The 24,243-nt window shown below is 67.0% G+C and carries 18 protein-coding genes and 1 riboswitch; of the genes, 10 read left to right on the plus strand and 8 right to left on the minus strand.

Translation table 11 applies throughout. The annotated features are described in order from the left end of the window. The first annotated feature begins 202 nt into the window (after positions 1-202). Positions 203-2,326: a methyl-accepting chemotaxis protein gene (locus tag E5790_RS15270; protein ID WP_049441935.1), complete on the plus strand. Its 2,124-nt coding sequence runs from the start codon at positions 203-205 to the stop codon at positions 2,324-2,326. An 86-nt stretch (positions 2,327-2,412) separates the two neighbouring features. Here E5790_RS15270 and E5790_RS15275 read toward each other — a convergent pair whose 3' ends face one another. Beyond that, positions 2,413-2,700, minus strand: coding sequence for a hypothetical protein (locus tag E5790_RS15275; protein ID WP_032960023.1), 288 nt, complete (start codon positions 2,698-2,700; stop codon positions 2,413-2,415). 214 nt (positions 2,701-2,914) lie between these two features. On the opposite strand from E5790_RS15275, the gene E5790_RS15280 reads away from it, so the two are divergent. After that, entirely contained in the window at positions 2,915-3,535 is a 621-nt protein-coding gene (locus tag E5790_RS15280) for an alpha/beta hydrolase (protein ID WP_229653784.1), read from the plus strand. Between the two features lie 8 nt (positions 3,536-3,543). Here the strand turns inward: E5790_RS15280 and E5790_RS15285 are convergent, their stop codons facing one another. Next, positions 3,544-4,047 (minus strand): hypothetical protein, encoded by a 504-nt coding sequence (locus E5790_RS15285; protein ID WP_111206458.1) that lies wholly within the window; start codon positions 4,045-4,047, stop codon positions 3,544-3,546. Positions 4,048-4,069: 22 nt separating this feature from the next. Continuing rightward, positions 4,070-6,160: a catalase gene (locus tag E5790_RS15290; RefSeq protein WP_111206460.1), complete on the minus strand. Its 2,091-nt coding sequence runs from the start codon at positions 6,158-6,160 to the stop codon at positions 4,070-4,072. Between the two features lie 114 nt (positions 6,161-6,274). On the opposite strand from E5790_RS15290, the gene E5790_RS15295 reads away from it, so the two are divergent. From E5790_RS15295 to E5790_RS15305, 3 genes are all read left to right on the plus strand, one after another. Then, positions 6,275-6,997: an AraC family transcriptional regulator gene (locus E5790_RS15295; protein WP_014038112.1), complete on the plus strand. Its 723-nt coding sequence runs from the start codon at positions 6,275-6,277 to the stop codon at positions 6,995-6,997. Between the two features lie 82 nt (positions 6,998-7,079). Then, complete coding sequence (locus tag E5790_RS15300; protein ID WP_111206462.1) at positions 7,080-8,447, plus strand: amino acid permease; 1,368 nt, start codon at positions 7,080-7,082, stop codon at positions 8,445-8,447. A 138-nt stretch (positions 8,448-8,585) separates the two neighbouring features. After that, positions 8,586-8,996: a VOC family protein gene (locus E5790_RS15305; protein ID WP_005418291.1), complete on the plus strand. Its 411-nt coding sequence runs from the start codon at positions 8,586-8,588 to the stop codon at positions 8,994-8,996. Between the two features lie 91 nt (positions 8,997-9,087). On the opposite strand, the gene gcvP is transcribed toward E5790_RS15305, so the two are convergent. Beyond that, positions 9,088-11,955 (minus strand): aminomethyl-transferring glycine dehydrogenase, encoded by a 2,868-nt coding sequence (gcvP, locus tag E5790_RS15310; protein ID WP_046431972.1) that lies wholly within the window; start codon positions 11,953-11,955, stop codon positions 9,088-9,090. A 62-nt stretch (positions 11,956-12,017) separates the two neighbouring features. Further along, a riboswitch (glycine riboswitch) is annotated at positions 12,018-12,120 on the minus strand. A 299-nt stretch (positions 12,121-12,419) separates the two neighbouring features. Here gcvP and E5790_RS15315 point away from each other — a divergent pair. From E5790_RS15315 to E5790_RS15325, 3 genes are all read left to right on the plus strand, one after another. Further along, positions 12,420-13,646 (plus strand): multidrug effflux MFS transporter, encoded by a 1,227-nt coding sequence (locus E5790_RS15315; protein WP_032960036.1) that lies wholly within the window; start codon positions 12,420-12,422, stop codon positions 13,644-13,646. A 140-nt stretch (positions 13,647-13,786) separates the two neighbouring features. Further along, complete coding sequence (locus E5790_RS15320) at positions 13,787-14,680, plus strand: siderophore-interacting protein (protein WP_111206464.1); 894 nt, start codon at positions 13,787-13,789, stop codon at positions 14,678-14,680. Between the two features lie 83 nt (positions 14,681-14,763). Next, positions 14,764-15,156 carry a hypothetical protein gene (locus E5790_RS15325; protein ID WP_014648016.1) on the plus strand — a complete coding sequence of 131 codons (393 nt, stop codon included), beginning with the start codon at positions 14,764-14,766 and terminating at the stop codon, positions 15,154-15,156. Between the two features lie 119 nt (positions 15,157-15,275). On the opposite strand, the gene E5790_RS15330 is transcribed toward E5790_RS15325, so the two are convergent. The 4 genes from E5790_RS15330 to E5790_RS15345 all read right to left on the minus strand — a co-directional run bounded on the left by E5790_RS15330 (position 15,276) and on the right by E5790_RS15345 (position 22,066). Next, a complete protein-coding gene (locus E5790_RS15330; RefSeq protein ID WP_032960031.1) occupies positions 15,276-17,240 on the minus strand; it encodes a M2 family metallopeptidase in 1,965 nt (654 codons plus the stop codon). A 597-nt stretch (positions 17,241-17,837) separates the two neighbouring features. Continuing rightward, a complete protein-coding gene (locus E5790_RS15335) occupies positions 17,838-19,487 on the minus strand; it encodes a phosphoethanolamine--lipid A transferase (protein WP_014648014.1) in 1,650 nt (549 codons plus the stop codon). Further along, entirely contained in the window at positions 19,484-20,251 is a 768-nt protein-coding gene (locus E5790_RS15340; RefSeq protein ID WP_041863683.1) for a phosphatase PAP2 family protein, read from the minus strand. The genes E5790_RS15335 and E5790_RS15340 overlap by 4 nt, the downstream gene beginning before the upstream one ends. 111 nt (positions 20,252-20,362) lie before the next feature. Beyond that, a complete protein-coding gene (locus E5790_RS15345; RefSeq protein WP_050483544.1) occupies positions 20,363-22,066 on the minus strand; it encodes a glycosyltransferase family 39 protein in 1,704 nt (567 codons plus the stop codon). A 131-nt stretch (positions 22,067-22,197) separates the two neighbouring features. On the opposite strand from E5790_RS15345, the gene E5790_RS15350 reads away from it, so the two are divergent. Both E5790_RS15350 and E5790_RS15355 read left to right on the plus strand, forming a co-directional pair. After that, a complete protein-coding gene (locus tag E5790_RS15350; protein WP_014648011.1) occupies positions 22,198-22,911 on the plus strand; it encodes a response regulator transcription factor in 714 nt (237 codons plus the stop codon). Continuing rightward, positions 22,898-24,184: a HAMP domain-containing sensor histidine kinase gene (locus tag E5790_RS15355; RefSeq protein ID WP_032958989.1), complete on the plus strand. Its 1,287-nt coding sequence runs from the start codon at positions 22,898-22,900 to the stop codon at positions 24,182-24,184. Before E5790_RS15350 ends, E5790_RS15355 begins: the two co-directional genes overlap by 14 nt. Positions 24,185-24,243: the final 59 nt, after the last annotated feature.

Raw genomic sequence — 24,243 nt, forward strand, 5'->3', positions numbered from 1 at the left:
AGGTCTGGCATCTTGCAGATCAGCGGTGGCCCAGCATAACGGCAACAACTGCGTGGATCAGACCGCCTACGGAGATGCTGCGCATTCGTTGCTGGCAATGGCGATGCAAACGTGAACCGCGCCCGAAGCGTTCAGAATTTACGGGTCAAGACCCAGCATGAGGCCGCCGATAAGGCCACATCCCCCCGTATTGGATACCCCCATGAACTACTTGAGGAACGTCAGGGTTGCCTGGCGTCTTGGGCTGGGCTTTGGCCTGTTGCTGCTGCTGGTCGCCGCCGTGGTGGCCACCGGCGCCACTGCCAGTGTCGTGCAGAAGCGCGCGATGCAGCAGGTGGTCGACGTCAGCGTGGCCAAGGTGCGCCTGCTGTCGCAGATGCTCGATGCCAACAACCAGATGATGGTCGTACGCCGCGAAATGCTGATCCGTCAGGGCGAAGACCGCGGCAGCGACGAGAAGCGCATCGCCGACCTGGTCAAGCGCTATGAGGCCAGCTGGACCGCCTACCAGGCGCTGCCCAGCGATGCCCAGGGCAAGACCATCGCGGAAACCATCGCGGCCAAGCGTGCCGTTGCGCGCCCGCTCAACAAGCAGACCAGCGAACTGATGGAGCAGGGTGATTACCCTGGCGCCGTGGCGCTGACGCTGGGCCCGGTGCAGGAAGCGGCCAACGGCTGGAACAAGGCGCTGTCCGATGGCGTGGACTTCGAGGAGAAGGAAAGCCGTGAAGCTGCCGCCGAAGCGATCCGCCTGGGCGAACGCAGCCTGCTGCAGCTGCTGGTGCTGGGCGGCGTCGCGCTGCTTGCCGGCATCGGCGCCTCGGTGATGATCGGCCGCAGCCTGACCGGCCCGCTGGCGCGCGCGGTGAACCTGGCCGAGCGGCTGTCCAAGGGCCAGCTGGACCAGGAGTTCCGCCTCGGTGGCCGGGATGAACTGACCCAGCTGGGCGAGGCCATGGCCAGTGTGCGGCAGAGCGTGCAGGCGGCGATCGGCGCGCAGCTGCAGATGGCTGAGCAGCACGAAGCGGGTGCGATCCGCTATCGCATGGACGACAGTGCCTTCCCCGGTGATTTCGGCCGCATGGTGCAGGCCACCAACAGCCTGGTCGAATCGCACGTGCAGGTGGAGCTGCTGATGGCCGAAGTGATGCAGCGTTACGCGATCGGCGACCTCAGCCGTGACCTGCCGGACTACCCGGGCGAGAAGGGCACGCTGACCCGCACTCTGGCCGCGGTAAAGCAGAGCCTGATGGCGATCAACGCGCAGATCGATGAACTGGCCCGTGCGGCTCGCGCCGGCGACTTCAGCATGCGTGGCGATGCTGCTGCGTTCCAGTACCAGTTCAAGGCGATGGTCGAACACCTCAACGGCATGATGGCCAGTTCGCAGGCCAGCATTGCCGATGTTTCCGACGTGCTGCGCGCGATCTCGCACGGTGACCTGACCGCACGCATGGACGGTGAGTACGACGGCGTGTTCGCGCGCATGCGCGACGACGCCAATACCACCACCGCGCAGCTGACGGGCATTGTGCGGGGCATCCAGGTGGCTGCCGACAGCATCAACAACGCGGCCCAGGAACTGGCCGCCGGCAACAACGACCTGTCGCGCCGCACGGAGCAGCAGGCGGCCAACCTGGAGGAAGCTGCCGCGTCGATGGAGGAGCTGACCTCCACCGTGCGCCAGAACGCCGAGCTGGCGCGTCAGGCCGACAGCGAAGCGCATGCCGCCGGTGCCGCCGTACGCGAGACCGAGCAGGCGATGGCGCAGATGGCCTCGGTGATGGGTGAGATCGATCAGTCCTCGGCACGCATCTCGGAAATCTCCACCGTTATCGACGGCATCGCGTTCCAGACCAACATCCTGGCGCTGAACGCTGCGGTGGAAGCCGCGCGCGCGGGCGAGCAGGGCCGTGGTTTTGCCGTGGTCGCCAGCGAAGTACGCACGCTCGCGCAGCGCGCCGGCGTCGCGGCCAAGGAAATCAAGGAGCTGATCGAAGACGCCGCTGCCAAGGTGAAGAGTGGCCTGGCGGTGACCGTTGAATCGGAAGCAGCGATCGCACGCGTGGCCCAGGCCAGTTCGCGCACCACCCAGCTGATGAGCGACATCGCAGCGGCCAGCAAGGAACAGGCCGCCGGCATCGAGCAGGTCAACCAGGTGGTGGTGCAGATGGACCAGGTGACACAGCAGAACGCGGCCCTGGTGGAAGAAGCCACTGCGGCGAGCCGCGCGCTGGAAGAACAGGCGCATGCGCTGACCACGTCGGTGGCGGTATTCAAGGTGGAAGGCGCAGGGGCTTCGGCCGCGCCGCGCCATGCAGCCTGAGCAGGCTGCTGACCCCGTGACAGGAATACGGCCGCCTTGAGCGGCCGTATTTGCATTGCCCGCTCAGGCAGCAGGGAGGATCGCCCTCATTGCTCCAGGACGCTGCCGAGCATGGCCCCAAGCACGTACAGCACGCCAAGCGTGGGAGGAATCACCAGAAGGTAGACGGTGATCCAGGTCATTCCGGAAAGCCAGCGTCCCACGCCGATGACGTTGAGTGCTGCGGTCTGCAGCATCACCGGCAGTTGCATGAGGATGTAGGCGCTCTTGGGGTCGCTGTTGGACCGGGCATCGAGCACCAGCCAGGTGGTAAGCGCGAGATAGAGCGCGCATAGGGCAATGCCGGTCCAGCTGAGCCAGCGTGGCTTGCGCATGCCGCCTTCCTCGTCTGTCCGGGGCCATCAGGGTAGCGCCGCGACCAGCGGCGTGCACTTCCCTGGGTCGAGCCGATAAGCGAAGCTGCGCGGCAGCGAGTCGTGCGAAGGGACCTGAGAAGTGAGCAATGTGATGAACGCCGTGATGCTCCCGATCGTGATGCTGCCCGGGCTGGATGGCAGCGGCCTGCTGTCGACATGCTTCGTGGAAGCGATGCAGGACCAGGGGGTTACCGTGCAGGTGCTGCCGCTGCCCATGCACGGGCCACAGGACTACGTTACATTGGCGTCGATCCTGCGCCCGCAGCTTCCCATCTCTCCCTTTGTGCTGCTGGCTGAATCGTTTGCCGGGCCGCTGGCTATCGAACTGGCGGTGGCTTCACCGCCGGGATTGCGCGGATTGATACTGAGTACGACCTTCGCGCGGCGACCGGTGCCGCTGCCAGCGGCGAGCGCACGCTTGCTAGCCCCTGCATGGCCACCGCCGCCGCTGGCGTTGCTGGCCCGGCTTCTGCTGGGGCATTGGCGGACACGCATGAACCTTCGCGAGCTGCGGCATGCGATCGCTGCGGTACCGACCGCGATCCTGCGGCAGCGCGCTGCGGCGACACTGCAGATCGATGTCCGCGCGCAGTTGCCGAAGCTCACGCTGCCGACGTTATGCCTGCATGCACGACAGGACCACCTGTTGTGGCCGCCCAGCGTGGCCGAGCTGCAGGTCTTGTTGCCCGATGCCCGGCACGTGTCGCTGGAAGGGCCGCATCTACTGCTGCAGGCCCGTGCCGAGGCAGCCGCAGCCGAAGTTGCCGCATGGATGAGGGCGCTCCCCTCCTGATCGAAGACTCAGCCGCGTGCACGCGTGCGCGCGGCTTTCTTCGCCGCCGCCTTGCGCACGGTCTTCTTCGCGGCCCGCGTCTTGGCTGCCTTCTTCGCGGCGGCGCTCCGCGCGGCGGCCGTACCCGTCTTCTTTACCGCTGCCTTCTTCGCCGTCTTCTTTGCGGCCTTCTTTGTCGCGGTCTTGCGAGCCGGTGCCTTCTTCGCCACAGCCTTCTTCGCCACTGCCTTCTTCGCAGGTGCCTTCTTCGCCGCCGTCCTCTTGGTTGCGGCCTTCTTTGTGGCCGATTTCCTGGCAGGCGCCTTCTTGGCAGCCTTATTGCTGGTCGCCTTCTTCGCGCCCTTGCGGGCACTGCCGGCGCGCTTGCCGCCGCCGTCCTGCTTGTTCACGGTGGCCCAGGCAATGCGCTCGGCGGTGCCTTCACTCGCGCCGCGATCACGTTCGCTTTGCTCGATGTGCTCGGCCTGGCGCTTCTGCTTTTCGGTGTATGCGGATTTGTCACCACGGGGCATGACGATTCTCCTGTCGTTGTGGTCAGGCCAGCAGGCGCAGCTTGGGCTCGCGCGCCCACTGGCGGGTGGCGGCCGCCGCCAGGAATGCCTTGGCGTCTTCTGTTTCGACGATGCCGGGGTCGTTGCCGACGCGCGCCGCCTTCAGCAGCACCTGGCCGCCCGCGTCGCTGGCGATGGCCTTCAGGTGTGCCCACGCCTGGCTGACGAATTCGACGGCTGCACTCTCTTTCGACAAGGCCTTCGCGGCTTCAAGGCTGAGCACCACGGCTACTGCATCGAACACGGCTGACGGGGTGCCCGCCAGCTGCCCATCTGCCGCCTGCAATGCGCCATCGCTCAGCGTGGCGCCTCCCACTTTTGGCGCGACCAGCTTCACGTCTGCACCTGCCTTCCGGGCGGCCTTGCTCAGGCTGGCAATCACGCGCGCGTCGGAGCCTTCGTCGAACAGGATGCCGATGCAGCGACCCTGCAGGGTCGGCTTGTTACGCCCGATCACGCGCACCTCGGGAGCGGGCGGCATGTCCCGCACCGGCGTGGCGGTTGGGGCCGGGTCGGGCAGCGCAGGCAGGGCCAGGCCATCGGCCACGCGCTGCGCCAGCGCGTCATCGATGTTGCGCAGGTGGCTGACGGTGCGCACCCGCACCTTCAGCGTTTCCACCTTGGACAGCTCGAACACCAGCGCCGATGCCAGGTGCGCCTGCTCCGGCTTTTCCAGGCTGCGGAAGAACATCCGGGCCTGGCTGTAGTGGTCGGCGAAACTCTCCGCGCGGGTGCGGCCCTTGCGGCCATCGTCGGCGCTGGCATGGCTGCGGAATCCGGCAGGCGTCTCGCGCGGGGTGTCGTCCTGCAGCGAGCTGGGATCGTAGGCGACGCGGCCCTTGGGCACCTGCATCTGCATGTGGCCGTCGCGCTGATGATTGGCAAACGGGCACTGCGGTGCATTCACCGGGATCTGGTGGAAGTTCGGGCCGCCCAGGCGCAGCAGCTGGGTGTCCAGGTAGGAGAACAGGCGGCCCTGCAGCAGCGGGTCGTTGCTGAAGTCGATGCCGGGCGGCACGTTGGCCGGGCAGAACGCCACCTGCTCGGTCTCTGCGAAGAAGTTGTCGGGCCAGCGGTCCAGTACCATGCGCCCGATCACCTGCAACGGCACCAGCGATTCGGGAATGATCTTGGTCGGATCCAGGTGGTCGAACGGGAATGCGTCGGCGTCTTCTTCGGTGAACAGCTGCACCGCCAGCTCCCATTCGGGAAAGTCGCCGCGCTGGATGGCCTCGAACAGGTCGCGGCGATGGAAGTCATTGTCGGCCGATTGCAGTTTCAACGCTTCGTCCCAGACCGTGGACTGAATGCCCAGCTTGGGCCGCCAGTGGAACTTGACGAACGTCGACTCGCCAGCCTCGTTCAGCAGGCGGAAGCTGTGCACGCCGAAGCCTTCGATCATCCGCAGCGAACGCGGGATGGCGCGGTCGCTCATCGCCCACATGATCATGTGCATCGATTCGGGCATCAGCGAAATGAAGTCCCAGAACGTGTCATGGGCCGACGCGGCCTGCGGGAAGGCGCGGTCCGGCTCCATCTTCACTGCGTGCACCAGGTCCGGAAACTTCATCGCGTCCTGGATGAAGAACACCGGGATGTTGTTGCCGACCAGATCCCAGTTGCCCTCCTTGGTGTAGAACTTGACCGCAAAGCCGCGCACGTCGCGCGGGGTATCCACCGAGCCTGCGCCACCGGCCACGGTCGAGAAGCGGGTGAATACCGGCGTCTTCACGCCGACCTCGGTCAGGATGCGTGCGCGGGTATGGGCTGCCAGTGATCGGGTCAGCTCGAAGTAGCCGTGTGCTGCGCTGCCACGTGCGTGCACGATGCGCTCGGGAATGCGTTCGTGATCGAAGTGGGTGATCTTCTCGCGCAGGATGAAGTCCTCCAGCAGCGTGGGCCCCCGAGGTCCCTGCCGCAGGGAGTTCTGGTTGTCCGCCACCGGAATGCCCTGGTCGGTGGTCATTGCCGGATGGCTGCCCCCGGCCTGCTGGTGCAGTTCATCGCCATCGCCCCGGCGGTGGCTTTCGGCAGGGACGGTTGCGCGCTTGCCGGTCGGCTTGCTGGCGGCCATGGACGTTGGCTCCGGATCATCAAAAGGAACCACGACACTGGAACCAGCCCCGTTAAACCACGGTCCGGCAAAGGTGAACGTACGGGCAAAAGCAGGCTCGGGTATGCTTGCCGCATGCGAGTCGAGCCCGCCGACATCGAAGCCCTGTTCGACGCCATCCCGGATGTGCTGTTCTTCATCAAGGACCGCCAGGGGCGTTACACCCACGTCAACCAGACCATGCTGCGGCGGCTGGGTCTGCGCGCGCGCAAGGACGTGATCGGGCGTACGGCGGCCGAAATCTACCCGACCGGCCTCAGTGCGGACTACGTTGACCAGGACGCCCGTGTGCTGTCCGGTGAGGTGATCGAGAACCTGATGGAGCTGCACCTGTTCGCCAACCGCGAACCGGGCTGGTGCCTGACCTGCAAGCGCCCGCTGGTGGTCGACGGGGCCATCGAGGGCCTGATCGGCATTTCCCGCGACCTTGGCCAGAAGGACAGCCTCGGCACCCAGTACGAGCAGCTGCGGCTGGCGCTGGCCCACCTCAACGCGCACTACGCCGAGAACGTGCGCATGCAGACCCTGCTGGACATCACCGGCTTTTCGCTGTCCAAGCTGGAGCGCAGCTTCCGCAAGGTGTTCCAGATGACCCCGCAGCAGGTGCTGACCCGGCTGCGGATCCAGATGGCCATGCATCTGCTGCATGGCGACGACAGCATCGCCTGCATCGGCCAGGCCTGCGGTTTCAGCGACCAGAGTGCCTTCACCCGCAAGTTCAAGGCTGAAACCGGTTTCTCGCCGCGTGCCTATCGTGCCCGTATCGGTGGGAACGTCGGCGAGCCGGCGCTGGCCTGAGCGGCCTGCTGCGCTGTGCCTATCCCCGTGGGCACGGGACAGGGTAAGGTGTCGCCCCTGTAGCCCGCCGCCAGCCCCGCCGATGCCCAACTCGATTCCGACCGCTTCGCCGTCCCGCCTCGGACATTCGCTCAAGCCCCGCCAGCTGATCATGATGGGCCTGGGCAGCGCCATCGGCGCCGGGCTGTTCCTCGGCTCGGGCGTGGGTGTGCAGGCGGCCGGTCCGGCGGTCCTGGTGTCGTATCTGGTCGCCGGAGCGCTGGTGATCATCGTGATGAACGCTCTGGGCGAGATGGCGGCGGCCAAGCCCACCAGCGGCGCGTTCTCGGTGTATGCAGCCGACGCCATGGGCGCTACCGCCGGTGCAACCGTGGGCTGGCTGTGGTGGGTGCAGCTGGTGATCGTGATCGCCGCCGAAGCGGTGGGTGCGGCCGGGCTGCTGGCCACGGTCTGGCCGGCAATACCGGTACCGATGGCGGCGTTGGCGTTCATGCTGTTCTTCACCGCGATCAACCTGCTCGGAGTGAAGAACTTCGGCGAGTTCGAATTCTGGTTCGCCATCCTCAAGGTCGCGGCGATCCTGGCGTTCATCGCCATTGGCGTGGCGCTGCTGATGGGATGGCTGCGGCAGGTGACCTCCCCGGGCCTGAGCAACTTCACCGAACACGGTGGTTTTGCGCCGAAGGGCCTGGCCGGGATCGGCGCGGCGCTGCTGGTGGTGGTGTTCGCCTTCGGCGGCACCGAGATCGTGGCCGTGGCGGCGGCCGAAACCGAAGACCCCGAGCGCAGCATTGCCCGTGCCATCCGCACCGTGGCCTGGCGCATCCTGGTGTTCTACATCGGCTCGCTGAGCGTGATCATCGCCGTGGTGCCGTGGACCAGCGAGGCGCTGAAGTCGCCGTTCGCCGCCGTGCTGGACATCGCCCGCATCCCGGGCGCTGGTACCGCCATCACGCTGATCGCCGTGATCGCGCTGCTGTCGGCGCTCAATGCCAACCTCTACGGCGCCTCGCGCATGATGTATTCGCTGGCGCAGCGTCGCGAAGCGCCGGCCGTGCTTGGCTGGACCGACCCGCGCCAGGTGCCGGTGATCGCCGTGCTGGCCAGCGTGCTGTTCGGCTTTGCCGCCACGGTGATGGAACTGCTGTTCCCGGACCGGGTGCTGCCGGTGCTGCTGAACATCGTCGGTTCCACCTGCCTGCTGGTGTGGACGCTGTCGCTGGTCTCGCAGCTGGTGCTGCGTCGTCGCGCGGATCGTCTGGGTACCCGACTGCCGTTCCGCATGGCCGGTTTCCCGTGGCTGACCTGCTGTGCACTGGCGATCCTTGCGCTGATCTTCGGCCTGCTGCTGAGTGAGCCGCACACCCGCCTGCAGTTCCTGTCGATGGTGGCGTTGACCGCCACGATCGCCGCCAGCAGTGCCATCGCGCGGCGCATGCGCCGGGCGTGATTCTGTAGAGCCGACCCTGCGGTCGGCTGCTGTTTGCGCGATCGCCAGCCGAGCATGGGCTCGGCTCTACAACAGGCACACACTCCGCGTGGCACTGTGCAGGCAGGCCGTCATCGGCCCGTCGACCAGGAGTACCGCATGCTGCGCAGCCGTCCCTTCCTGATGTTCACCGGCCAGGCCGAGGCCGCGCTGGCCCTGTACGCCGAAGCCTTTGCCGATTTCCGGCTGCTGGCCCTGCAACGCCATCCCGAGGGGGCCGGCGCCGGCGTGCCGGGGCAGGTCCGCCAGGCCATCTTCCTGCTCGGTGGCACCCACTACCTGTGCTTCGACAGCCTGGACGTGCACGATTTCACCTTCTCGCCGTCGATCTCGCTGTTCGTCGAGTGTTCCGGTGCCGAGCAGTTCGAGCGCGCGGCACGCGTGCTGGGTGAGGGCGGCCATTGGTTGATGCCGGTGGGCGACTATGACTTCAGCAATCGCTACGGCTGGGTGCAGGACCGCTTTGGCGTGTCGTGGCAGTTGAGCCTGGGGCAGATGCCGGACCCGTGATCGGATGCTTGTGGGTGTGGGCCTTGGTCCACACGCCCCATGAAAACGGCCCGCTTGCGCGGGCCGTTTTCTTTACCGATGCAGTGAGGAATCACGCCTCGACTTCATCATCCTTGTAGGCATCGACCGGGATGCAGGCGCACATCACGTTCTTGTCGCCGTACACGTTGTCGACACGCGCCACCGGCGGCCAGTATTTGCTCTGCTTCAGGCTGGCCAGCGGGAAGGCGGCCAGTTCACGCGGGTAGGCGTGGGTCCACTCGCTGGCGGTCACTGCGGTGGCAGTGTGCGGCGCGTTCTTCAGCGGGTTGTCCTCGCGGTCGAGGCGGCCGTCTTCGATCGCGGTGATCTCCTCGCGGATCTGGATCATCGCGTTGATGAAGCGATCCAGTTCGTGCAGCGATTCGCTTTCGGTCGGCTCCACCATCAGCGTGCCGGCCACCGGGAAGCTCAGGGTCGGGGCATGGAAGCCGAAGTCGATCAGGCGCTTGGCCACGTCCTCGGCACCGATGCCGCTGGTCTTCTCCAGCGGGCGCACGTCCAGGATGCACTCGTGCGCCACCAGGCCGTTGCGGCCGGTGTACAGGGTCTTGAAGTGCGGGGCCAGGCGCTTGGCGATGTAGTTGGCGTTGAGCTGCGCGACCTGGGTGGCCTTGCGCAGGCCGTCGCGGCCCATCATCGCGATGTACATCCAGCTGATCGGCAGGATCGAGGCGCTGCCGAAGCTGGCCGCGCTGACCATGCCGACCGGGCCGTTGTCACCCAGCTTGCCCGGCAGGAACGGGGCCAGGTGCTCCTTGACCGCGCACGGGCCGACGCCCGGGCCGCCACCGCCGTGCGGGATGCAGAAGGTCTTGTGCAGATTCAGGTGCGAAACGTCCGACCCCCACTTGCCCGGCTTGGCCACGCCGACCAGGGCATTCATGTTGGCACCGTCGGTGTACACCTGGCCGCCGTGCTTGTGGATGATCTCGCAGATCTCCACCACCTCTTCCTCGAACACGCCGTGCGTGGACGGGTAGGTCATCATGATCGCGGCCAGGCGGTCGCTGTACTTCTCGGCGTTGAGGCGGATGTCCTCGACGTCGACGTTGCCGTTGGCATCGGTCTTGGTCACCACCACCTTCATGCCGCACATCTGCGCCGAGGCCGGGTTGGTGCCGTGCGCCGAATCCGGGATCAGGCAGATGTCGCGGTGGCCTTCGCCGCGCGAGCGGTGGTAGGCGCGGATCGCCAGCAGGCCGGCGTACTCGCCCTGCGCGCCGGAGTTCGGCTGCAGGCTGACCGCGTCATAGCCGGTGCATTCCACCAGCATCGCTTCCAGCGTGTCGATGAGTTCCTTGTAGCCCAGCGCCTGGTCGGCCGGCACCAGCGGGTGGATCTGCGAGAACTCCGGCCAGGTCACCGGGATCATCTCGGCGGTGGCGTTGAGCTTCATGGTGCACGAGCCCAGCGGGATCATCGTGCGGTCCATCGCCAGGTCCTTGTCGGCCAGCGAGCGCAGGTAGCGCAGCAGTTCGTGCTCGCTGTGGTGGGTGTTGAACACCGGATGGGTCAGGAATGCGGACTGGCGCAGCAGGCCGGCCGGCAGCGCATCGGCGGTGCTGGCATCCAGCGCGTCGACGTCGGCCTGCGCACCGAACACGGCGGCCAGTGCGACCACGTCGGCGCGGGTGGCGGTCTCGTCCAGGCTGATGCCGACCGAGTCGCTGTCGATCGCGCGCAGGTTGTAACCGGCGGCGCGTGCCTTGGCGTGGATCTCATCGGCATGCACGCCGGTGATGTGCAGCGTATCGAAGAAGTCGCCACCGACCTGCACGCCGGCCTCGCGCAGCGCGGCGGCCAGGATCGAGGCCAGGCGGTGGGTGCGCCGGGCGATGCGGGTCAGGCCTTCCGGGCCGTGGTACACGGCATACATCGAGGCCATCACCGCCAGCAGCACCTGTGCGGTACAGATGTTGGAGGTGGCCTTCTCGCGGCGGATGTGCTGCTCGCGGGTCTGCAGGGTCAGGCGGTAGGCCGGGTTGCCCTGGGCATCGACCGAGACGCCGATCAGGCGGCCCGGCATCGAGCGCTTGTAGGCGTCGCGGCAGGCCATGAATGCGGCGTGCGGGCCGCCGAAGCCGAACGGCACGCCGAAACGCTGGCTGTTGCCGACCACGATGTCCGCACCCCATTCGCCCGGGGCGGCCAGCAGGGTCAGCGCCAGCAGGTCGGTGGCCACGGCCACCAGGCCGCCGCGCGCGTGCACGGCCTCGACCAGCGCCTTGTAGTCGCCGATCTGGCCGAAGGTGTCCGGGTACTGCAGCAGCAGGCCGAAGGCTTCTGCTTCCAGTGCCTCGGCCGGGGTGCCGACGCGCAGCACGATGCCCATGGGCTCGGCGCGGGTACGCAGCAGTTCCAGGGTCTGCGGGTGCACGGCGTCGTGCACGAAGAAGGTGTCCGACTTCGACTTGGCCGAACGCTTGGCCAGGGTCATCGCTTCAGCTGCGGCGGTGGCTTCGTCCAGCAGCGAGGCGTTGGCGATTTCCATGCCGGTGAGGTCGGCGCACAGGGTCTGGAAGTTGATCAGCGCTTCCATGCGGCCCTGCGAGATCTCGGCCTGGTACGGGGTGTAGGCGGTGTACCAGGCCGGGTTTTCCAGGATGTTGCGCAGGATCACGTTCGGCGTGTGGGTACCGTAGTAGCCCTGGCCGATGAAGCTGCGCAGCACGGTGTTCTTGTCGGCGATCGCACGGATCTTCGCCAGTGCCTGCACTTCGGTCATCGATTCCGGCAGTGCCAGCGGCGCCGGCGACTTGATCTTGGCCGGTACGATGGCATCGGTCATCGCATCCAGCGACGCGTGGCCGACGACGTCGAGCATCTGCGCGATCTCGGCATCGTTGGGGCCGATGTGGCGCTCGACGAACGCATTGTGGTGCTCGAGCTCACGCAGGGAAGGGGTGTTCTGGGACATGGCGAAGGATCCGTCAGGAAAGGGCACACGCACGGGCACAAGCCGCCGGTCGGCGGTCTGCGGGGCGCCCCTCTGTCCTTTTGCCTGAGAGTTTGGAAGCGCGGAAAACCGCGGCTTCGTGCCCCTTCGGCGCCGGATCGAACCGGTCTCTCCAGAGTTGTGTTACGGGTGGTATCGGGCCTGAGCGATTACGGGCGTTGCGCCTTCGGCAGCGGTGTTCCGCTTCTCCCACCGTGTTGCCCGCCGATTATAGCCCGTTGCGGGCGCGCCAGCCGCCTGCGGGCCCGGCCGCGGCGCCTGAATGGCCGATGGCCCGCCCGTGCGTTTTGTGCACTGCTGCATGGCATCAGGCGCAATCCCCACCTATGATGGGCGGATACCCGAATTCATCTGGCGCCGTCCCTGCTGCAGGGGACTGGCGCCCGCCGTGCGTGCCGCGCATGGCCCTGCCGGACGCCTTCTCCATGACCGCCGCTGTTGCTCCTTCCACCCGCCGCATGGCCCTGCTGCTCGCCGGCCTGGCCATGTTCGGTCCGTTCTCGATCGACACCATCTTCCCAGCGTTCCCGCAGCTGGCCCAGCGCCTGGCGGTGGACGAGGTGGCGGTGCAGCAGACCATCAGCGTGTACCTGCTGTTCTACGGCCTGATGAGCCTGGCACACGGCCCGCTGTCCGATGCCTGGGGCCGCAAGCGGGTGATCCTCGGCGGCCTGGTGGTGTTCGTCGGCGCCTCGGTCGGCTGTGCGCTGTCCACCGATCTGACCACGCTGCTGGGGTTCCGCGCCCTGCAGGGCCTGTCCGCAGGCGTCGGCATGATCGTCGGCCGCGCGGTGATCCGCGACCTGTACCACGGTCACGACGCGCAGCGGCTGATGAGCCAGGTGTCGATGCTGTTCGGCATCGCCCCGGCGATCGCGCCGATCATCGGTGGCTGGATCCTGCTCAGCGGTGCTGGCTGGCCGCTGATCTTCTGGTTCCTGGTGGTGTTCGCACTGGTTCTGCTGGCGGCCACCGCCCGCTACCTGCCGGAGACCCATCCGCTCGAAGCGCGCGTTCCGTTGTCGCCGCGGGTGCTGATGCGTGATTACGTGCGCATCGGTTTCAATCCGCGCTTCCTGCGCCTGGCGCTGGCCGGCAGCATCGGTTTCGGTGGCATCTTCCTGTACATCTCCTCGGCACCGGTGTTCGTGATGCAACACCTGCACCTGGGCGAGGGCGGTTTCGCCTGGCTGTTCATCCCCACCATCGGCGGCATGACCACCGGCTCGTTCCTGTCCGGGCGCATGGCCGGGCACACCACGCCCACCCGCCAGGTATCCATTGGTTTCGGCCTGTGCGCGCTGTCGGTGCTGCTGAACGTCGGCTACGTGGCGCTGGCGCCGCAGTTCGTGCTGCCGTGGGCGGTGCTGCCGATCTTCCTGGGTGGCATGGGCATGGCGCTGATCTTCCCGATCCTGGCGCTGGCGGTGCTGGACATGTACCCGCACCAGCGCGGCCTGGCCTCGTCGCTGCAGGCCTTCGTGCAGCTGATGATCAGCACCGTGGTGGCCGGCGTGGTGTCGCCGCTGCTCAGCGCCAGCCCGCTGCACCTGGCGTTGGGCCAGGCTGGGTTCTTCGGCGCCGGCTTCGTGTTCTGGTACTGGGAACACCGGCGCGAACGCGCGGCGCAGGCAGCCTGCACGGGTCACTGAGCAGCGCGCAGGGGTAGGGCAGGCTACGACGCCCGCAACGCTTGCGACGGGAAACCGCCGGACTAGGCTGGGCACTCCAGCCAGCCGGTGCACAGGTGCACGACAGCCAGCCGATCCACTGTCGTTGCATGAGGTTCCCCATGGCTGCGCAGCAGACCTACCGCCTGTTCGAGGTGGCGCTGAAGGAGCGCCGCGTTCTTTCCCCTTCCCTGGACCGCATGGTGTTCACCGGTGCCGACGTGGCGCGGATGACGACCGGAGGGCCGGACCAGCGCATCAAGGTGTTCTTCCCCTTGCCCGGCCAGGAGGCGCCGCAGGTCCCCAGCGGCGAGGACTGGTACCCGCGCTACCGGGCCCTGCCGGACGATCAGCGCCCGCCGATGCGCACCTACACCCTCCGCCAGCTGCGTGCAGAGCAGGGCGAGGTCGATGTTGATTTCGTGCTGCATGGCGAGACCGGGCCGGCCTCGCGATGGGCCATCCATGCACGGCCGGGCGACCGCGTGGTGCTGCTGGCCCCGGATGCCGACTGCGCCGACAGCAGCGAGGGCTGGGAATGGAAGCCGCCGGCCGGCGTTGGCCAGGTGCTGCTGGTGGCTGACGAGACCGCGCTGCCGGCAGTGGCCGGCATTCTTGAGGAACTGGCGGCCAGGGTGGATCCGCCACGTACGCTGGCCCTGCTGGAAGTGGCGCAGGCCGGCGACGCCGTGCCGCTGAAGGCGCCGGCTACCGCCGAGCTTGTCTGGCTGCCGCGCGGGCGGGCGGCGTACGGGGCGCCCCTGTTGCAGGCGGTGCAGGCGCGCCTGGCCGCCTCGAGCGTGGTCGCTGGCGAAGAACTGGAAGAGATCGACGTTGACGCGCAGATTCTCTGGGAACAGGCCGATGCCAGCGTGGCCGGGCCGCTGTATGCCTGGGTGGCAGGCGAGGCGGGAGCGGTGATGGCGATCCGTCGCCATCTGGTCCGCGAGTGCGGGCTGGACCGCCGCACGATCACCTTCATGGGTTACTGGCGGCACGGGAAAGTGCTGGACTGACCTTGCTGGATCGAGCGCGCGTGAAGCGGTGCTGCGCGTGGGGTGCGCTATCCTTGCGCCCCCTTTCGCAGCGGTACCGCACCATGTCCACCAGCTCCAAGACCCGCCGCGACCAGCGCCGTCGCCAGGAAAAGCAGGCCGCCAACAAGGCCGCTGCCCAGGCCTCGCCGGTGGAGCCACATGCGGAACTGCGCGACGCGCAGCGCACCCTGCTGGCCGGTGTCGTGCGCCGCGATGGCGAATGGGTGCTGGGCATGGACGGCCGTATCGCCGGCCACAGTGACTCCGCCGCGCAGGTACTGGCGCTGATCATGCAGGCCGGTGAACTGCACGAGCGCAACGGCACGCCGGTGCGCCTGATGTACTCCGATGCGCTGCGCGACGCCGCACAGGCCGAAGCGAAGGAAAAGGGCCAGACCTTCGAGGAGTTCAAGGCGGACCTGGCCGCGGCGATGGCGGCGAAGAAGGACAGCTGACAGGCATTCCGGTAGAGCCGGCCGCTGGCCGGCTGCCCGCGGGGTCTTCATCGCGTAGTTGCCGGCCAGCGGCCGGCACTACCAGGAAGGGGCGGATCCTTGCGGACCCGCCCCTTTTTTCATTTTGCCGCCGGGGCCGCGTTGGCCTGCCAGCCGCACATCTGGCCTTCGTTCTGCTGCTTCAGCCACTCGTTGACCGGCGTGAAGTACTCGATCATCGGGCCGGCATCGAGCTTGTCGGTGCCGGTCAGCTCCTTCAGCGTGGCCTGCCACGGCTGGCTGGCACCCTTGCTCAGCATCGCCCAGTATTTCTGGCCGGCTTCCTTGTTGCCGTAGAAGGTGCACTCATGCAGCGGGCCCTTGTAGCCGGCCGCGTCGCACAGGCCCTTGTAGAACTGGAACTGCAGGATGCGCGCCAGGAAGTAGCGGGTGTACGGGGTGTTGCCTGGCACGTGGTACTTCGCGCCCGGATCGAAGAACTCCTCGCCACGGGTACTGGCAGGCGCCACGCCCTGGTACTTGGCCTTCAGGTCCCACCATGCCTTGTTGTAGTTGTCGGCGGTGATCGAACCATCGAACACACCCCAGCGCCAGCGGTCGATCATCAGCCCGAACGGCAGGAACGACACGCCCGACAGCGCCATGCGCATCTGGTTGTTGATGACCGCTTCGCGGCTTTCGGTCGGCGCATCGACCAGGCCGATCGAGCTGAGGTACTTGGGGGTCATCGCCAGCACGATGGTGTCGCCGATCGCTTCATGGAACCCATCGTTGGCACCGCCCTGGAACAGCGGCGGCAGCGGGTTGTAGGCCAGGTCGTAATAGATGTGGCCCAGCTCGTGGTAGATGGTGGTGAAGTTCTCTTCGTTCGGCTTGATGCACATCTTGGTGCGCACGTCGCCTTCCATGTTCATGTCCCAGGCGCTGGCGTGGCAGACCACATCGCGGTCATCGGGCTTGATGAACTGGGTGCGTTCCCAGTACGACTGCGGCAGCGACGGCATGCCCAGCGACACGTAGAAGTCCTGCGCGCGTTCGGTCATCTGCTTGGCGGTGCGCAGTTCGGCCTCGCGCTGCGCCTTGTACTGCGCGGCCACGTTGGCATCCTTGCCGGCCTTGGCCAGCGCCGCGCTCAGGTTGGTCTGGTACTGCTTCTCCAGCGCCGCGGTGATGTCCAGGCTGCCGGCGCCCGGGTACGGTTCCAGCTGGTCCCACAGGTTCGACCAGTCCTGCTGCCACATGTTGCCCAGCAGGTGCGCGGCGATCAGGCCGTTGCCCACTTCGGCCTTGTCCTTGCCGTAGGTCTTGTCCAGCTTGCCGCGTGCGTAGCAGTGCAGCTGCTCGTACATCGGCTTGACCTGTTCCCACAGGCGGTCGGTTTCCGGGCCGATCTGCTCCGGCGGCATGTCATAGCCGCTGCGCCACATCTGGCCGGCATCGGTGAAGCCCATGCCCTTGGCGCCTTCGTTCACCAGGCCGACGAACTTCTGGTAGTCGCCGCGCATGTTCTTGGTGGTGCTGTGCCAGCCCTGCCAGGCGTCGAGCTGCTTGTCATAGTCGCGGCTGCGTGCCAGCACCTGCTCCAGCTCGCCCAGCTGGCGGCAGGAGTTCGGATCGTTGGCATCGGTGCAGTACTTGCCGGCGCCATAGCTGCCTTCCATGCGGGTGGCGATCTGGGTTAGCTCGGCCAGCTTGGCCGGGTCGCGCGGTGCCGGCATCGACGACATCAGCTTCAGCAGGTGGATGGCGCGCTTGCTGTCCTCGCTCATCGGCTTGCCGTCGAACTTCGCAGCCTGTTCGATCCAGCTGTTGAGCTGGGTCAGCGAGCGCTCGTTGGCCTTGGCCGCGATGCGTTCCGAATCACTGTTGATGTAGGTGGAGGACAGCCACTGCGCCGAGGTCATCTCCGGGTAGGCGGCCTTGAACTCGGCATTGATGCGGGCCACGAACTGGTCGGCGGTTTCGCCGGCCGGGGCGCTGCTGCTGGCGGTATCGGTGCCTGGGGCAGCTTCCTTCTTGCAGGCGGCCAGGGCCAGCGTGGCGGCGGCGATTGCCGAGGCCAGCAGGAGATGACGGTGTTTCACGGGCGGTCCTTGGGTGGTGAACGACGGCCGAAGGCTAGTGGGCAGCCGCTGCCTCCGCAAGTGGCGGAAGTCGGCCGGGCGGCGCCCGGCACCCGCAGAGGCCAGAGCACAAGCAACAGCAACCGCCGAAGCAACCGCAACAGCGGGGTATCCGTGGGATGGCGCGGCGGTGTGGGCTTGCAGGACACGCCGTAAACCCATCCATGGGGGCTCGATGGCGCCATCCATGGCGCCAACGGTCCTGCAAGCCCACACCGCCCCACCTCTGACAGATCGTGGCGGCTGTTGGTAGGTGTCGACCTTGGTCGACACATCTGTCAGGTATCGACAATCAAAATGGGGTCAGATCCGTTTTCCTCCGGAAAACGGATCTGACCCCAAGATCGTTCCAACAGATCGCGGAAAACTGTCGAAGGCGGGGTGGGTCCGGTGGCGGGAGTGTCCGCGGCATGGATGCCGCGGCCAAGCCCCCAAGGATGGGTTTACGGCGTCTCCCGCAACCGGGCCCACCCCGCCATCCCACGGAATGCACGCTGTTGCTGTTGCTTCGGCCGTTGCCCCGGCAGGTGCAGGGCTGCAAGCCCTGCCGAACACCCCTCAACTCTCGCAGTTGGCGAACACGTCGCGGTCGCGTTCGTACAGCGAGGTCTTCACCTGCATCAGGCCCAGCACCGACGGGAACAGGTTGTCATGGTCGGTATACGCCGCCGAACGCTTGCGCACGCACTGCAGGTCCAGCCCACGGCTGCTGGCGAAGCCTGGCGAGAACCACATCGTCATCGGTACCCGGGTCTGCTCGGCCGGGGCGATGGCGTAGGGCACGCCGTGCAGGAACAGGCCCTTCTCGCCCAGCGACTCGCCGTGGTCGGACAGGTAGATCATCGCCGTGTCGTAATCCTGCATGCCCTGCAGCGTGCCGATGGTCTTTGTCAGGAAGTGATCGGTGTACAGCACGGCATTGTCGTAGCTGTTGGTGATCTCTTCGCGCGAGCAACGGCCAATGTCACGGGTATCGCAGGTCGGGGTGAAACGGCGGAATGCGGGCGGATAGCGCTCGAAGTAGGCCGGACCGTGGTTGCCCAGCTGGTGCAGCACCACCACCCGGTCGCCGGGCCTGGCGCGTACCTGGGTGGCCAGGTCCTGCAGCAGGATCTCGTCCATGCAGCGGCCATCGGCGCACAGGCCCGGCGTGGTGGCATCGGACAGGGACTGGAAGTCCAGGCCTTCGCACACGCCCTTGCAGCCGGACTGGTTGTCACGCCACAACGGTGCGATGCCGGCACGGTTCAATACGTGCAGCAGCGACTGGTGCGCGCGGATCTTCTTCTCGTCGTAGTCATGGCGGCCCCACGGCGAGAACAGGCACGGCAACGAAACCTCGGTGCTGGTGCCGCACGAATGCATGTCCGGGAAATTGATCACGCTGGCCTGCGCCAGTTCCGGGGTGGTGTTGCGGCCACCGTTGAGGCCCCAGTTCTGCGCACGCACGGTCTCGCCCATGACGATCACCAGCAGGCGCGGCTTGCTGGCCGGCGCGCGCGGGGTGGCCTTGGCATCGGTGCCGATCGGCAGCTTCGGCGCGCGCTGCACCGGATTGTCGCCACGCAATGCACGCGGCATGCCCAACAGGACATTGGCCGGTGTCGCGAGATAGCGCACTTCACGCTGGTTGCGCATCAGTGCCGAGACATCCTGGAACGAGATCAACGCGCCGCCGACAGCCGTCACTGCCGCCACCACCAGGAAGCCGACGCGCCAGAGCAGGCTGCGGCCCCAGCTGCGGCGGCGCAGCTGCACGCGCCACAGCACCACCATCGGCAGCACTGCCAGCAGCAGTACCGGCCACAGCAGCGATACCGTCATCAGCTCGCGGCTTTCCTTGGGGTCGGTCGCCAGCACGTTGCGCAGCATGTCCGCATCCAGGTAGATGTGGTAGCGGCTCATGTAGTGTGCGGCGAATGCGGTCACCAGCAGCAGCAGGCTGATCACCACTTTGGCGTTCCAGCGCCAGACCAGGATGCCCAGCAGCACGCCGTGCGCACCCAGCAGCAACAGCAGCAGCGACAGCGCGTAGCGCAGGCTGCCCGGATGGCTGGCCATCGCGCTGTGCCAGAACAGGCCGTTGCCGGCCACCGCGAAGAACAGGCTGGTGAACGCGATCAGTGCTTCGGTGGACAGCTGTGGCCGCCAGTGGCGAAGACCCGCCAGCGCGGAAGGGCGGGCGGGGCGTTGGACCGATGCACTCATGCGTTTGCCTCCTGGCGGTTGGGACGGTCCAGCTGACGGCGGATCAGGATGCCTTTGACGATCAGGTACAGGCCGAGTGACAGCAGCCAACATATCAACGCGGTGGCAACATCATGCGAAAGGAAATGCGCGCCCCGGAGCTGCTGGCTGATGCCGAACACCAGGCCGGTGCCGAGGCCGATCCACAAGCCTGCCCAGCGCCACGACGGGCGCCACAGCAGGGCGAAATAGTACAGGCACAGCCACGCATAGCCTGCGCTGGCGTGGCCGGCAGGGAAGCAGGCCTGTGCGGCCATGCCGGCCGGGCGCTGCGTGAAAAGCCCGATATAGGGCTGATGGCCACCGTAGCGCAGCAGGTCCCAGGGACATTCCATCGGCACCAGGGTCTTCAGCAGGGAGATCACGCCCGTACCCAGCGCCATGGCAATTACGACATAAAGCAGCGCCCATCGCAGGGTGCGATCGCCCCCCTTGCGCCAGTGGTGCACGCACAACAGGATCGCCACCAGCGCCGCCGACGTGCTCAGCCACTTGCCGGCCTTGTGCACCACCGTGCGGGTGACCCAGGCGTCCTGCAACGCCCAGTGGCCACCTTCGAGGCGGAACAGGTGATCGGCCACCCATTGATCACCGCCGAAACCCATCAGCAGCGTAAACACGGGCAGACCGATTGCGACAGGCAGCCAGAAGTGAGTTACGGCGAATCTTGACGCCAGTGGTGATGTCGCAAGCGGCGCTGCCGCATCAATGGGACGAACGGGCATGCTGGGAAGGGGCGGTTCGGGAATCCGCGCTCATGCTCGTCACCTCGATGTCGGAGAAGGGTCGGACGCCCGTTCGCGCCGGGTTAATGAGTCCCCGGCGCGCGTCACCGTTCAGTCTTCTTCGGCGGTCGATCCGGTCCGCTCGGCGTGGCACTTCGGGTCCCAGGCCGTACCGGGAAGCAGTTGCCAACGATTCCTGTTGGCAATGCCGATGTCGATCACCTTGGCCGGGTCCACGCAGGGGCTCATCGCATCGTCCAGCACCAGCACCCAGCGCTTGCCCGGCGCCTCGGCCAGCCACGGGCCGGCGTCATGCCATTGTTCGGCCCACGGGCGCTTGAAGCCGAACTCGCGCACCGGCCGATCTGCCTGCAGCAGGTTCTGTTCGCGCCAGGCGACCAGTGCCAGCTCCGCATCCGGGCCGATCCGCGCGCCCACCCGGCGCATCACCGCCGACGCTGATGCGTACGGATCCAGCGCCGGGATCAGCACCAGGCCGTAGAGCATCCACAGCATGCCGTGGGTCAGCAACACCAGCGTTGCGGCACGTCGCACCCGCAGCCACACGATCAACGTGGCCAGGGCAATGGCAAAGGTCAGCAGGCCATCTCCCAGCACCGGCAGCAGCGAATCGGGCATCGCCCGCCGTTCCAGCTGCGCCAGGGCCCACGGATGTTCGGTCATCAGCATCACCCCGAGCACACCGGTGGCCAGCATCAGCACCACGGTGTAGCCGAACAGGTAGCGCCGCACGCAAAGCCGTCGCAGCAGGCCAGGCAACAGCGGGGCCACCGCCAGCGCCATCGCCGGCAGCATTGGCAGCACATAGACCTCGCGCTTGCCGGGGCTGGCACTGAAGAACACCAGCACCAGCAGCGCCCAGCCCAACAGCAGCCATTGCCGGCAGTCACCACGGCGGATGCGGCGCCACCAGGGTTTGAACAGCATCGGCAGCAACAGGCTGCCCGGCAGCCACAAGGTCAGGATCACCTGCAGGTAGTACCAGACCGGCTGGCGGTGGTGCCAGGCGTTGGCGTAGCGGGTGCCGGTCTGCTTGAACAGCAGTTCGTGGGCGTAGGACTGCAGGGACGCGCTGGGCTCATGCAGCAATGCCCAGCCCAGCGGGGCAAGCCACACCGCCACGCCCAGCAGGAAGGCCGGGATCAGCCACAGCAGCGTTGCCGGGTGCGGACCGTCCACGCTGCGCCCGCGGCGGCGCTGGTACAGCCACCAGCCGAACCACGGCAGCACCATCAGCAGCGGCAGGAACCCCACGCCCTTGGTCACCGTGCCGAGGCCAGCGGCGAAACCGGCCAGCCACAGCGCGGGCAGGTTGCGGCGCTCGCACAGGTGGCGCATCAATCCCCACAGGGCCACCGTGGTCATGCCGACCAGCACCATGTCGATCTGCGCGCGCTTGGCCATCAGGCCGAACTGCAGGGTGCAGAACAGCGCCGCGAGGGCGTACAGGGAATGCCGCGGCGACCACAGCCGCCGTGCCAGGTCCGACACCAGCCACAGGCTGAGCAGGGCGCCCAGCAGCGACGGCAGCAGGAACGACCATTGCCAGCTGCCGACCACCTCGTAAGCGGCCGCCTGCAGCCACATGAAGACCGGCGGCTTCTCCGCGTACAGCTCCACGCCCCGGTGCGGCAGCAGCCATTCTCCACTTTCGACCATGGTACGGGCCGCCAGCACGAAGCGCGGCTCGTCCGGCGGCTGCGGCTGGCGCAGGCCGATACCGGCGGCCAACGCGGCGATGATCAGCAGCCACAACAGGGGCAGGCGCCAACGGCGGGGCAGGGCTACGGGCACGGCAGGCTCCGGGAGCAAAACCGCCACTCTGACGTGGCTGGGGTAGGAAAGGCGTCGGAGCGGGCGCAGGGCGACCGCATTCCGACATGGTCGGCGCTACCATGGTACGGACTTCCGTGGATCTTTCGTGCATGCGTCTGTTGGTGATCGAGGACAACCGCCAGCTGGTGGCCAACCTGTTCGACTATTTCGAGTCGCGCGGGCACGTGCTCGACGTGGCCCCGGATGGCATCACCGGCCTGCACCTGGCAGGCAGCCACCCCTACGATGCGGTGATCCTGGACTGGATGCTGCCGCGCATGGAGGGGCCGGAGGTGCTGCGTCGCCTGCGCGCCGAGCACGCGTCGGAGGTGCCGGTGATCATGCTGACCGCGCGCGACGAGCTGCCGGACAAGATCGCCGGCTTCCGCGCCGGTGCCGACGACTACCTGACCAAGCCGTTCGCCCTGCCCGAGCTGGAAGTGCGGCTGGAGGCGCTGCTGCTGCGCGCGCAGGGCCGCAATCCGCGCAAGCGCCTGCAGGTGGGCGACCTGGTGCTGGACCTGGCGACCCTGGAAGCCCAGCGTGGTGGCCAGGTGCTGCACCTGTACCCGGCCTGCCGCAAGCTGCTGGAAGTGCTGATGCGCGCCAGCCCCGGTGCGGTCACCCGCCAGCAGCTGGAGTTCGCCCTGTGGGGCGACGAGCCACCGGATGGCGATCTGCTGCGCTCGCATGTCTACGAGCTGCGCCGCAGCGTCGACGGCCCGTTTGCCGACAAGCTGATCCATACGCTGCCGCGGGTGGGCTATCGGTTGGCGCTGATGGACGCTGCCGACGCAGGCAGGAATGCTGATGAGGGCGCGTAAGCCGGGGCCGCTGTACCGGCGGGTGGTGTGGTGGTTGCTCGGGTACCTGGCACTGCTGTCGATTGCAGTATTCAGTGTCGGCAACTACGTGCACGAACACGCCGAGCACGCCGCGTGGCGCGCGCTGCTCAATTCCGAACTGGACAGCATCGTCGAGCATGTCGAGCACGAACCTCACTATCGCTGGCAGGACTCGGACACGCTGAGCCTGTACCGCTTTGACGCAGTCAATCTGCCAGAGAGCCTGCGCTCCCTGCATCCTGGGTTGCATGACGGAGTGATGGTCAAGGGCCGCGAGACGGCGGTGATGGTCCGTGAAACGCAGTCGATGGGACGGGTGGCGCTGGCGCTTGACATCTCCGATTTCCATGACCTGGAACAGTTCGCCACGCGCTGGGTGATGCTGGCCGGGGTGATCATGATCTTCGTCACCGTGCTGATGGCGTCGTTCGGCATGGAGCGGATGGTGCGTCCGTTGAGCCTGCTGGCACAGCACATTGCCGGGCTGCGGCCGGGCGTGCAGGGCCAGCGTATCGAAGTCGATCCGCGCGGCAGCGCTGAGCTGCATACCATCGCCGGTGCGTTGAACGACTACCTGGACCGCAACGAGCAGTTCGTCGAGCGCGAGCGGGTCTTCATCAGCACCGCCAGCCACGAACTGCGCACGCCGATCGCGGTGATGACCGGTGCTGCCGAGCTCGCGCTGGAGCAACCGGGCCTGCCCGAGCGCGCCCGCCAGCAGATGCAGCGGGTGTTGCGCACAGCGCAGAGCGTGGAGCAGCTGATCGAGCTGCTGCTGGTGCTGGCGCGTGATCCGGCACGCCTGGCCGCGCGTGCCGAGCGCATCGCCCTGGACCAGCTGCTGCCGGAGATCGTCGACGACCATCGCCACCTGCTCGGTGACAAGGACCTGAGCATCGGCATCCAGGCGGCGCCGGTGGATATCGTTGCGCCGATGGCAGTGGTGCAGGCGGCGATCGGCAACCTGCTGCGCAATGCCATCGAGAACAGCGGCCGCGGCCATATCGAGCTGCAGTTGAGTGCGTCGGCGGTGCTGACGCTGCAGGACCCAGGGCATGGCATGAGCCCGGAGGAGATTGCCGCCATCCACGCGCGCATGGCCCGTGGCGGACGCGCCGATCGTGGCAGCGGCATCGGCCTGGACCTGATCGCGCGGCTGTGCGAACACCTGGGCTGGACCCTGCAGCTGCAGCCCTGCGAACCGCGCGGAACGCGTGTCACGCTCGATTTCAGTGCCTCGCGCCCGGCCTGAACCGGCCGTCCTGGTAGATGCCAACCTTGGTTGGCATGCGGCCCGTCGACCAAGGTCGA

This window comes from Stenotrophomonas sp. PAMC25021 (genome assembly GCF_004795795.1).
Taxonomy (GTDB): domain Bacteria; phylum Pseudomonadota; class Gammaproteobacteria; order Xanthomonadales; family Xanthomonadaceae; genus Stenotrophomonas; species Stenotrophomonas muris.

Bases quoted from the DNA above. Each gene is read 5' to 3' on its own strand.
- E5790_RS15285 (WP_111206458.1), bottom strand. From the start codon at position 4,047: ATGCCCCGTGGTGACAAATCCGCATACACCGAAAAGCAGAAGCGCCAG.
- E5790_RS15355 (WP_032958989.1), top strand. From the start codon at position 22,898: ATGAGGGCGCGTAAGCCGGGGCCGCTGTACCGGCGGGTGGTGTGGTGG.
- E5790_RS15280 (WP_229653784.1), top strand. From the start codon at position 2,915: ATGCAGGACCAGGGGGTTACCGTGCAGGTGCTGCCGCTGCCCATGCAC.
- E5790_RS15300 (WP_111206462.1), top strand. From the start codon at position 7,080: ATGCCCAACTCGATTCCGACCGCTTCGCCGTCCCGCCTCGGACATTCG.
- E5790_RS15335 (WP_014648014.1), bottom strand. From the start codon at position 19,487: ATGAGTGCATCGGTCCAACGCCCCGCCCGCCCTTCCGCGCTGGCGGGT.
- E5790_RS15290 (WP_111206460.1), bottom strand. From the start codon at position 6,160: ATGGCCGCCAGCAAGCCGACCGGCAAGCGCGCAACCGTCCCTGCCGAA.
- E5790_RS15305 (WP_005418291.1), top strand. From the start codon at position 8,586: ATGCTGCGCAGCCGTCCCTTCCTGATGTTCACCGGCCAGGCCGAGGCC.
- E5790_RS15350 (WP_014648011.1), top strand. From the start codon at position 22,198: ATGCGTCTGTTGGTGATCGAGGACAACCGCCAGCTGGTGGCCAACCTG.
- E5790_RS15320 (WP_111206464.1), top strand. From the start codon at position 13,787: ATGGCTGCGCAGCAGACCTACCGCCTGTTCGAGGTGGCGCTGAAGGAG.
- gcvP (WP_046431972.1), bottom strand. From the start codon at position 11,955: ATGTCCCAGAACACCCCTTCCCTGCGTGAGCTCGAGCACCACAATGCG.
- E5790_RS15315 (WP_032960036.1), top strand. From the start codon at position 12,420: ATGACCGCCGCTGTTGCTCCTTCCACCCGCCGCATGGCCCTGCTGCTC.
- E5790_RS15270 (WP_049441935.1), top strand. From the start codon at position 203: ATGAACTACTTGAGGAACGTCAGGGTTGCCTGGCGTCTTGGGCTGGGC.
- E5790_RS15295 (WP_014038112.1), top strand. From the start codon at position 6,275: ATGCGAGTCGAGCCCGCCGACATCGAAGCCCTGTTCGACGCCATCCCG.
- E5790_RS15275 (WP_032960023.1), bottom strand. From the start codon at position 2,700: ATGCGCAAGCCACGCTGGCTCAGCTGGACCGGCATTGCCCTATGCGCG.
- E5790_RS15325 (WP_014648016.1), top strand. From the start codon at position 14,764: ATGTCCACCAGCTCCAAGACCCGCCGCGACCAGCGCCGTCGCCAGGAA.
- E5790_RS15340 (WP_041863683.1), bottom strand. From the start codon at position 20,251: ATGCCCGTTCGTCCCATTGATGCGGCAGCGCCGCTTGCGACATCACCA.